This window comes from Microcoleus sp. B3-A4 (genome assembly GCF_036705385.1).
Lineage (GTDB): Bacteria > Cyanobacteriota > Cyanobacteriia > Cyanobacteriales > Microcoleaceae > Microcoleus.
The window spans coordinates 16530-27840 of record NZ_JAUBUI010000078.1 but is presented as its reverse complement, the minus strand read 5'-3'; the positions used below and the strand labels follow the sequence as shown (position 1 = coordinate 27840).

Genomic DNA, 11311 nt, shown 5'->3' with positions numbered 1-11311 from the left:
TCAGTTCCTCACGGCTCAACTGGTCAACTATTTCCCTTTTCAGTGCTAATAACTCTGATTTTTCGCTCATCTGACTAGACTACCATATTTCTCCGCTCTGAATGAACTATTTTTTACCTGAATCCTTACGTATTTTTTTTTGGAGAAATGAAATTTTTAGTCACAGGTATTAGCTATCGAATGTATCCCAAAAATTAACTATTTAATTAGTTCTCAAAAAATACCAGAGTGATGAAAGAATGGCAAAGCATTTTCATCAGTAAAAGCATTAATAGCTTTAGTAATCGCTTCATCAAGAACATTTGAAGGTGGATATACTTCAGAACGGAAAATCGCTTGGATTTTGGCCCAATACAAGTCTATCGGAGATAAATCTGGCGAGTAGGGAGGTAAGAATTTTACCTTGGCTCCGATAGATGCAATCAAAAAACTGATGGCTTCAGCATTATCAACAGGTAAATTATTCATAACTACAATTGCGCCAACCCATAACAGGGGCAGGATTCGCCAGCAGCCCAAAATTTTATATCCTAGTTCCAGTTCCCAAATTCATCTCTGGACTAAATCTAAAATCTAAAATCTAGTGACAGTATCGTCACAACTCTACGGGCCCACCGTTCATCCCAACTTGACCAAAAGACGAGCGCTGCATTGTCTGATTGTCCGGATGGATGTGGATCATGGTTGAAATGACGGATTGTGGTTGAAAAACTGGGTTTTTTAGCCAAAATCCTGCGTTGAGCGTGAGGGATTTGGCTGGAAACATCAAGGTGATGAGGCTCAAAAGCCCGTCCGGGACTGTGTTGGGAGGCACTTTTGATTGAATCCGACCTTCAGCGTGCACGGGCTTGCTTTCAAAGCCAGCTAAAAAATTTTGATTTCTGGGGAACTATTAGCAAAAATCAAAAGTCTGGTCAAGTACAGTGTACTTAAAAGAAATCGCAACTCAGTTCCAGCCCCATCGCGGGCGATCGAACTCTCCGGCGATCGACAGTGCCAAGGGTCCGGTGCAACTTCTCAATCTTGAGAGCATACTCCCATTAAAAATGGTCTCTGTGTATCTTCCGGCTATTGTTTTAATAATGACTAGCCACACCGACGGTCATTATGGTAAACTCGCAAACGTTTAACGGGAATATTTTCGTGTTACAGGAGGCAGTGGTGGAGTCGAGAGTCAAAAGCAGGAAACAACCGAGATTTGCTGCTCAACTAATACAGGATTCAACTCGCGCTCTCAGGCTCGCTGCTGACAATTTAAATTACATGACAGCTTATAGCAGCCGGGTCAATTAGGGTCTCAACCGATGTCCGGTTTCATTTATTGAATCCCTTTGGAGGGAAAAGTGTATTGTAGAAAAATGATTGATCTTTTAGGAGGAGTGTAAATGACACAGGTAACTAATCCAACACAACCAGTAAGTTCAGTAACTCTACCTGGCGGTGGCTCAAACATTGTCGGCTTGGGTGCCGACAACAGGTTGAACGGCAGCGCAGGCAACGATATCATCCTGACTTTTGGGGCCAACGATGTGGTCGCTGGTGGCGGTGGCAACGACCTGATTATTACCGGCGGCGGCAATGACAGTGTCGGCGGCGGCGACGGCAACGATACCATCCTTTCAGGCAGTGGCAACGATGTGGTCGCTGGCGGCACGGGCGATGATTTCATTTTTGGCGGTAAAGGGAATGACCTGGTAGATGGCGGTGATGGCAATGACTTGATTTCTGGCGACAGAGGCAACGACACCGTACTCGGCGGATCAGGCAGCGATACAGTCTTTGGCGGTCAAGGTAGTGATGTTGTCGGCGGCGGCGACGGCAACGACAGCCTGTTCGGCGGTAAAGAAAACGATACTGTCGATGGTGGTTCTGGCAATGACTTTATCTCTGGCGACAGAGGCGCTGATGTCCTGACCGGCGGTGCTGGCAGCGATACGTTCTACTTCTTCTCCAGCGGTGGCGATTATGGCGTAGACACGATCACTGACTTTGCCCCAGGTGAAGATAAGATCCGCTTGAAGCAGGGTGGTGTGTTCTCTGGTTTGGGCAGCACCTTCGAGGCAAGCGAGTTTGTCGTCGTTTCTAATTTCAACGCAGCCAACGCAGGAGCAACCGGGACGAACAAGTTGGTCTACGACCCAACAAACGGTACGTTGTACTTCAACGGCAGCAACGGAGTGCTAACTGTTGCTCAGTTGCAGCCTGGGCTGACGATTACCTCGAACAACTTCGAGTTGTTCTAAAACAACTGGCTGTTGTGGGGCAGCACCGGATAAGATTCTGGGCTGTTCTCACAAAGCCGGTAGTTTTCAAGGATTTCAACCTCACTCTGCTACAAGCGGGGTGAGGTTGAAATATTCAATGCAGGAACAGAAGCAGGGGCAGTTAAAAAACATAGAGGGACAGCTATTGATAAAATTAATCGATCGCCCGATCGGGCCAAATATAAATACAAAGTTTTTAAATTAGAATTTCTAGGTTTTACTGAAGCGGTAAAGAAACCGCAACTGCTGGCTAGCAATGAGCACTGAAGAATATATCCGGCAAGCCCAAATTTATTTGAACCGGGGTAAGTTAACTGAGGCGATCGAGTTTTGCAAAAAGGCGATCGAACTTCAACCGTTTTCGCCCTCGGCTTACACGACTTTAGGCCAAATCCTCGAAGCTCAAGGCGATCCGACGGCGGCAAGAGACGCTTTTGTGCAAGCTTTGGAGATTTCGCCGCAGTATTTTCTGGCTCATGCTTATTTGGGTCAACTTTACAGCGACTATTCGTGGCTGGATGAGGCGGTTTTTCACTACCGACAAGCTCTGGATTTGAAACCAGATTGGGCGGAAGTTCATTATAACTTGGGAAATATTTTTCACAAGCAGGGTAATTTGTTGGGGGCGCTCGACTGTTACCGAAATGCGATCGCCCAAAAAGCGGATTATCTCGATGCTTTATACAATCTGGCTGTGGTTTTAGATGAAAATAGCCAGCTCGAAGCGGCAATGGATACCTACCGACAGGCGCTCGCTCTGAAGCCGGATTACGTGGAAGCTTACAGCAATCTGGGTGTGATTTTGCTCAAGGACGATCGGGCTGCTGAGGCGATCGAGGTTTACCAGCGGGCGATGGAGATTAAGCCGGATTGGGCGACGCTGCACAATAATTTGGGTCAAGCCTTGCTGGAAAAAAGTCCGGAAAGGGCGATCGCATCTTACCTCACAGCTATTGAGTTGGAGCCGGACATGGTTTTGGCTCACTACAATTTGGGGAAAGCGTGGCAATTACAGGGGGAACATTCCGCGGCGGTTGCTTGTTTCGATCGGGCGATCGAGATCAATTCCGACTATATTTCGGGCTATACAGACGCCGGGTTTTCTTTGATGGTTTTGGGCAAAATTGCTGAAGCCATGCCTTATTTTGAGCGGGCAATAGCTCTGAAGCCTGATTTTGTTGAGGCTTACTGCCGCTTGGGAGACAGGCGCAGAGTTGCGGCGGTTGAAGATGATGAATTGTCAAGGGCGATCGCTGCGTGCGATCGATTTCTCACAGCATTGATGGGAAGGAAGAAGGAAGAAGGAAGAGGGAAGAAGGAAGAAAAAGAAACTATTCCTAATCCCCAATGCCCAATGCCCAATGCCCAATTACCAATTGCTGAAATTTGCGATAATTTAGGCGAAATTTACTTGCATTTGGGAAATGCTTTAACAGAGTACGGCGGACACGAATCTGCCGCTGCTTATTATCAAAAAGCTTTGCAAATTCAGCCACAGAATGCAGAGATATACTGGCGGCTGGGAAATTCCTTAGCCCAGCAAAAGCGGTTGAGTGCAGCAATTGCAGTTTACCGCATGGCTTTGACGATTCAACCTGCTTTACCGCAGGTTTATTTTGAGTTGGCCAAAATGCTGGAAAAACAGGGGCGCTGGGAACGGGCGATTGATTATTATCAAAAGGTTTTAGATCTGCAATTGCACGGGTATGGGGAGCAGAAACAGTGGAAAAAAGAGAGTTTTATCTCGCCCGCTCACAATTCTCTAAAACCTCCTCAGGGTATTTATTTATCGAGTTGGGATTGGCTGGTTAATGCTAAGTTGGATGCTGACAATTATGTGGAAATATTTTGGAAATCTGCACCAGAAACAAGTGCAGAAAATATTTCGACTTCCCAATTTGCGATCGCCAATTCCCAATTAGCAAATTCCGAGTGTGCCGGTTTAACTTGCGGGCTGTGTTTGCAGCGACTTTCTAAGTGGTTCGATCCAGTGCATTTGGGTTGGGGAGTTTGCCGTTTGTCCAACTCGCAACCGATACCTGTGCAGTCGCCCAAGACTTTTGTGGCTGCAATTCCCAACGGCCGAGTTTGGATTGTTCCCCAGGAAAATTATTGGCTGATTTGCAAGGCGATAGCTGTAATTACTCCTGACAATTATTTGTTGGCTGATGTGTCGAGAGATTATCCGGGGTTTTTACCTGGATGCGAAAAGCATGATGTTAGAAAACACAGCGTGTTTAAGTTAGAATCCTTCCCGTCTCTCAAGCAAATTGACGGCAGGGTGGCCGTGCTTTCGGGTTTGTCGGGAAATGTCTATTTTCACTGGATGGTTGATGTTTTGCCGAGGATAGAATTGCTGCGGCACAGCGGTATGGATTTGGCGGAAATTGATTGGTTTTTGGTGAATAGTTGTCAGCACCAATTTCAGCGGGAAAGTATGAGAATTTTGGGCATTCCCGAAGAAAAAGTCTTGGAGAGCGATCGCTTGCCTCACATACAAGCAACCGAGTTGATTGTACCTTCTTTTGCGGGATATTTGGGCTGGCCTTCTGGGTGGGCGATGGATTTTTTGAGGCGGGAGTTTCTCAAGGGAATTTTACCTAGTTCGAGCTATCCAAAACGCATTTATATCAGCCGCAGCAAAGCAAGATACCGACGAGTTTTGAACGAGGAAGATGTGGTTGAGGTTTTGGAGAACTTTGGCTTTGTTTCTATTTTACCTGAGTCCCTGTCTTTGGCAGAGCAAATTGCTCATTTTTACCACGCTGAGGTGATAGTGGCTGCCCACGGCAGCGGCTTGACAAATACAATTTTTTGTAGCCAGGGAACTAAAGTAATTGAGTTGGTGTCGCCTCACTATATCAGCCATTATTACTGGGGAATCAGTCAGTATTTGCAGTTGGAACATTACTTTTTAACTGGCGAGGCTTTTGAATGCTATCCTATTAGACAGTTGATGTATCAGAATTCGCTGACTGAGGATATTTTAGTGAACGTGAGTTCCCTGAAAAGGATGGTTGAGGTGGTGGGTTTGGCTTAGTTGGTGTCTGGAGCAAGTTTAATTATGCCCTCGATTGAGAAGATGGAAAAGGCAGCGGTTGATTTGAGTCGGCAAGCAGAAGTTTATTTCGCAGAAGGAAAGTTGAATGAGGCTGTTGCTGCTTGCGAGTCAGCCTTGAAAATTGAACCGAATTTGGCGGCAGCTTGCCAGACGCTGGGAAAGGTGATGCAGGTTCGAGGTGAAATCGAGCAAGCTAAGCAGTGGTATGAAAGGGCGATCGATCGCAATCCAAATTTGCCGGAAGTTTATGCTAATCTCGGCATTTTGTATTCTCAGGGGAAACAGTGGGAAAAGGCGATCGCCAATTGTGAAAAAGCAATTTCGCTAGCGCCGAATTTTGCTGCTGTTTATCGGCAGTTGGCGAAAATTTGGACGCAGTTAGAGAAGCAAGAAGAGGCGGCAGACTGTTGGTATCAAGCTTTTAATATCGAGCCGAATTGGGCAACTGCGGAGGAACAAGTCACTCTGGGAAATAGTTTGGTTGAATTGGGAAAGTTCGATCGCGCTATTGAGTGTTATTCCCGGGCAATTGGGTTAAACCCGAAGCTGGCAACAGCTTATCACAATTTGGGAGAAATGCTGGTTGGTCAGAAGCGGTGGGATGAGGCGATCGCCAATTACCGACAAGCCATTGCCATCAATCCAAATTCGTTTGAATCTTACCACAGTTTGGGTAAAACTTGGGCGGAGCGAGGAGAATTCGATCGGGCGATCGCCTGTTACAACAAGAGCCTCGAACTCAATCCCAACTACGCTCGTGCTTACGTGGGTTTAGGTAATGTTTTCGCGCAAAAGCGCGATTTTGATGCAGCCATTAAATGTTACCGTCAGACTCTGGAAATTAATGATAATTCCTACTGGGCATACAATTGCTTAGGGGACGCTTTGGCTCAAAAACAACTGTGGCAGGAAGCTATTAGTTGCTACCGCAAAGCTATTGAAATAAATCCAAATATTCCTTGGTTTTATGTCAATTTGGGAATTGCCTTCACCTGCGAAAACTCCTGGGATGAAGCTGTGGCTGCTTTCCTGCACGCGGTTCAGATTGAGCCGAATTTGACGGGAATTAATCAGCGGTTGGGATATGTTTTGCGGAAGCGCAGCGAATCGGGTTTAGACAGCACAATCGAAACTTATTGTCAAGCTATTGAGGTACTTGCAAGCGGGAAAATTTACCACAAATTGCTGGGAATTGAGTTAGATGGAGCGGAGTTTTATATAAATTTAGGAAATAGTTTAGCAAAACAGAAGCAGTTGGAAGGTGCGATCGTATTTTATAGCATGGCGCTGCAAATTGAACCCAACGCTGCGGAAGTTGTCGCTCAACTGGATAATGTGCGGGCGAAACAACAGGAGTTATACGCACAAATTGCCGCTTACCGCCACCAAATAGAAATCGATCCGAGCAATTCTAAGCCTTACAACGATTTAGGAAATATTTTACCGCAATTAGGGGAATTAGAAGAAGCAATTATTTGCCACCAAAAAGCTGCCGAATTGAGGGGTTGGGCTGAGTGTGCGGCGAAAGATTATCAATTTACCCAAGATTGGTTTACCCACAATATTCCTATTTGGCAACGGCATTTGCAGGAATTTACCGGAATAGCGGATTTTCAAGTTGTGGAAATTGGCAGTTTTCAGGGAATGTCGGCTTGCTGGCTGCTGGATAATATTTTAACTCATCCGACGGCAAAAATTACTTGTATTGATTTGTATTTTCAACAACATTTTAAGGGCAATATTGTTAAAACGGGAGCAGCAGATCGGGTAATTGAATTAGAAGGTTACTCTCAAGATTTGTTAATTAATTTGGCTTCGGAATATTACGATGTTGCTTACATTGACGGCTGTCACAAACCCACCAGTGCTCTGCAAGATGCGATTTTATCTTGGAGGTTGGTGAAAGTTGGGGGATTGATGATTTTCGACGATTACGAGTTTACGTTTCCCGACAGCCCGGAGCAAGATACTAAAATTGGGATAGATGTTTTTTTGGAAATATTTGGAAGTCAGTTAGAAGTAGTACACAAAGGCTATCAACTGCTTGTCAAAAAAATCGGCAATCAAAATTTGGGCGAAGAGCAAACTCTGTTGGCTCTGGGTTGGGAAAAGTTGGGGGATGCTGCAGCAAATGCGGGTTATTTGGATGAGGCGAGCGCTCGCTATCAAACAGCGATTAAAATTAAGTCGGGCAACTACTTAACTTACCACAAGTTGGGTAAAACTCTGCAAGAGAAAGAACTGTTTGACGAAGCTCGGGCCGCTTACCAACGGGCGATCGCACTCAACCCTAATTTTAGTTGGGCTTACCACTTTTTGGGGGAAACTTTGCAGGCGATTGAGGAACACGACGCAGCCGCTGCTGCTTACCGCAAAGCTATTGAGTTAAATCCCGATTTTTGTTGGACTTACAACAATTTAGGCGATGTGCTGATGGAGCTTTCTGAGTGGGAGGAAGCTGCTGTTGCTTACGGTAAGTTAGTTGAACTAAATCCCGATTTTTGTTGGTCTTACGAGAGATTAGGTAAGGCTTTGGTTGCACTGGAAAATTGGGAGGACGCGACGGCGGCTTACCGCAAAGCCATTGAATTAAATCCCGATGATTGTTGGTTGTACAATAGTTTGGGGGAAGTTCTGGAATTACAAGAAAAGTGGCCCGAAGCAGCAGGGGCTTTTGGTGGTGCTATTGAGCTAGAACCTGAGCATAGTTGGCTCTACAAAAAGTTGGGTGATGCACTGCGGCATCAAGGGGAATTGGAAAGGGCGATCGCCATTTATGAAAAAGGCAGCAATCTCGACCCAAAATCCTGTTGGTGTTACGAAGGATTGGGTTTGAGTTTAATTGCCAAACAGCAGTGGGAACCTGCAATCACTAATTTAGTTAAAGCCCTGCAAATTAAACCCGATTTGTTTGAAGCTTACGATAATATAGGTTATGCTCTCGAACAACAAGGAGAAGGCGATGAGAGCGATCGGGCAAAATGCAGTAATCAAAATTTACCCTTAAGTATTCTCGAAAAATACTGTGGGTTTACAGAAGATTTGACCGTTGCAGCAGAATCAAATCCTAACCTCACCTGCATTGACATCCATCCTGCGAGTCAAATCAATTTATTTAATTCCAAAACAATCGACAGCAGCCGCAGATTTTGGGAACATCAAAGTCATTCCAGAAAAGCTTTTGTTGCCGTCTTGCCAAACGGACGAGCTTGGGCAGATGTTGTGACTACCGCCGTGATTACTTCAGACAATAAACTTGTTGCTGATATTTCAATGGGTTGTGCTGAATTGGTAATCACTTCCGACAAATTGCCTCCCGCTGAACACGTCGATGGAAATGTAGCTTTTTTATCTGCTCGCTGGGGTGGAGCCGCTTATTTTCATTGGATGTTTGATGTGATTACGCGATTTGATCTTTTACAGCGGAGCGGATTGATAGAAACTATAGATAAGTTTGTTGTCAATGCCTCGGATTCTTCCTATCAAGCAGAAACTTTAGATACTTTAGGAATTTCTCAAGATAAACTTTTAGAAAGTCGCTGCAATTTACACATTACCGCCGATAAATTAATAGTTCCATCAATATCTTATGACGGAGCGGGGGCGGTTTCAAAATGGAAGTGTGAATTTCTCAAACAGACATTTTTAAGTGAACAACAGCCACTAAAGACAGACTATTCAGAGCGAATTTATATCAGCCGCCAACAAGCATCCTATCGGCGGATTGTCAACGATGAAGAGGTAATTCAATATTTAGAAAAATTTGGGTTTCGCAGTGTCAAGTTGGAAACGATGTCGGTACCGGAACAAGCAGCGTGTTTGGCTGCTGCTAAAGTAGTTGTCGCACCCCACGGAGGGGGGTTGACAAATTTAGTTTTTTGCAGTCCGGGAACTAAGGTAATTGAGATTTTTTCTCCCCTTTACGTTCCGCATTGTTATTGGATGATTAGCAATTTGTGCGGTTTGGAACATTACTATTTAATTGGTGATTTGGTTGATGAGGGAACTCCGACAAAACCCTTACATAAGAATATGCGGTTGAATTTGAACTCGCTGGAAAAATTACTGGCTATTGCAGGAGTTGTGCATGGATAATGACTACCACGATTTGGGTAATTCCCTGCAAGAAAGCGGTCGGTTTGATGAGGCTGTTGCTGCTTACAAAAAAGCTATTGAATTAAATCCTAATTTTTCTTGGTCTTATCACAGTTTGGGCGATGTTTTGCTGAAACTTGAGAAATGGGAGGAAGCTGTCGCTGCTTACAAAAAAGCTGTGGAGTTAAATCCAGATTTTTCCTGGTCTTATCACAATTTGGGCGATGCTTTGCTGAAACTTAGGCAATGGGAAGAAGCTGCTGCTGCTTACCGCTGCGAGATTGCACTAAACTCTGGTTTTGCTTGGTCTTTTTGCAATTTAGGCGATGCTTTAACTCAACTAAAACAGTGGGATGAAGCTATCGCCACGTATTTAGAAGCTGTTGAAATTGACGGAGATTTGCCGGGAATTTACGAGAAGTTGGGATATGCTCTCAGACAAACAGAGTCTGATTTGAAGTCAGTGTTAGAACAATCTCAATTGCAAATTACACCGGAAAATTGGGAATTTTATTGGCAGCTAGGAAAGAATTTAGCAAAGTACGATCGCCCAAAAAGCGCAATTATTTTTTACAATTTGCTATTGACAAATATGCCGAACTGTGCAGAAATCTCAGGAAAATTAGAGGAGTTGTTGCAGCAGCAAGAAAAGTGCGTTAGCGAAGCCCTCGAAGAGGATCGGGCATTAGCCTCATCTCGCGCAACTGTCGCCCAAAAACCAGATGATTGCTGGTCTTATTACAATTTAGGTGCTGTTCTGAGCCACCAAAAATATTGGGAGGAAGCGGCGGCAGCATTTTTCCAAGCAATAGAAATAAATCCAGATCTTCCTTGGTGGTTTTATTACAATTTGTGGGAAGTTTGGGTTAGGCAAAATAAGCTAGATGAAGTTGAGAACTTGTGCCGCCAAGTTGTTGCAGCTAAACCGGAGGCTTTTTGGCCTTATCTGAATTTGGGAGAAGCTTTGACGAGGCAAGGTAAAATTTCCGAGGCGATTGATTTTTATCGAACTGTCAGTTTTAAACAAAGTTTTGCATCTATTATAAGTAATAGAATAGGCAAGATGCCTGTTCTACAAGCAGATACAGGCAAGATGCCTGTTCTACAAAATTGGAACTTAAAACCAGTCCAATTTCCTAACTTTATAATTATTGGTTCTCAGCGGTGCGGCACAACTTCTCTTTATACTTATTTAGCCCAACACCCGCAAATTTTGACTCCGATTAAAAAGGAGATGGATTTTTTCTCGTGGTACTTTGACAGAGGGATTGATTGGTATTTGGCTCATTTTCCGCCAATGCCTCCGGGAGAGCAATTTTTGACGGGCGAAGCAAGTCCGAGCTATTTTGACTCTCGGGAAGCACCGGAACGGCTCTACAGCGTGTTTCCAGAGGCTAAACTGATTGTACTTTTGCGAAATCCGGTCGATCGGGCTATTTCTCAATTTTACCGCTTGACTGGCTTGAATTGGGAAGTGCGATCGCTCGATCGAGTAATTAGCGATGAAATTGAACGGTTGAATCAAAATCCCGAATACATCATCGGCGAGGAACCAGGAAATTATTTAGCTCGCGGTAGGTACATAGAATTTATTAAAAACTGGCGGACTTTCTTTCGCCAAGAACAGTTGTTAATTTTGAAAAGCGAAGATTTTTATGCAGATGCGGCGGCTATAGTCCAGCAGGTTTTAGAATTTTTAGATTTGCCGGAATATCAATTGTCTGAGTACCAAAATGCTAATCCTGGTTCTTATCAGCGGGTAAATGAATCGGTTCGCGACAGGTTGAGCGATTATTTCCGACCTTACAATCAGGAATTAGAGGAATATTTGGGGAGGCAGTTTGATTGGGAATAAAGTTGAGCTAAGATTAGAACAACTTGTAAGGAGGTA

The 11311-nt window shown here is 44.5% G+C and carries 5 protein-coding genes; 4 read left to right on the top strand and 1 reads right to left on the bottom strand.

Going from position 1 to position 11311, the window contains the following annotated elements; all coding sequences use genetic code 11:
* Window positions 1-213: 213 nt before the first annotated feature.
* Entirely contained in the window at window positions 214-519 is a 306-nt protein-coding gene (locus QUB33_RS23455) for a transposase (protein ID WP_333355011.1), read from the bottom strand.
* Between the two features lie 866 nt (window positions 520-1385).
* On the opposite strand from QUB33_RS23455, the gene QUB33_RS23450 reads away from it, so the two are divergent.
* From QUB33_RS23450 to QUB33_RS23435, 4 genes are all read left to right on the top strand, one after another.
* Entirely contained in the window at window positions 1386-2243 is an 858-nt protein-coding gene (locus QUB33_RS23450) for a calcium-binding protein (protein ID WP_333355008.1), read from the top strand.
* 277 nt (window positions 2244-2520) lie between these two features.
* Complete coding sequence (locus QUB33_RS23445) at window positions 2521-5304, top strand: tetratricopeptide repeat protein (RefSeq protein ID WP_333355005.1); 2784 nt, start codon at window positions 2521-2523, stop codon at window positions 5302-5304.
* 24 nt (window positions 5305-5328) lie between these two features.
* On the top strand, window positions 5329-9420 hold the full coding sequence (locus tag QUB33_RS23440) for a tetratricopeptide repeat protein (RefSeq protein ID WP_333355002.1): 4092 nt from the start codon (window positions 5329-5331) through the stop codon (window positions 9418-9420).
* Window positions 9413-11275: a tetratricopeptide repeat protein gene (locus tag QUB33_RS23435; RefSeq protein WP_333355000.1), complete on the top strand. Its 1863-nt coding sequence runs from the start codon at window positions 9413-9415 to the stop codon at window positions 11273-11275. Before QUB33_RS23440 ends, QUB33_RS23435 begins: the two co-directional genes overlap by 8 nt.
* Window positions 11276-11311: the final 36 nt, after the last annotated feature.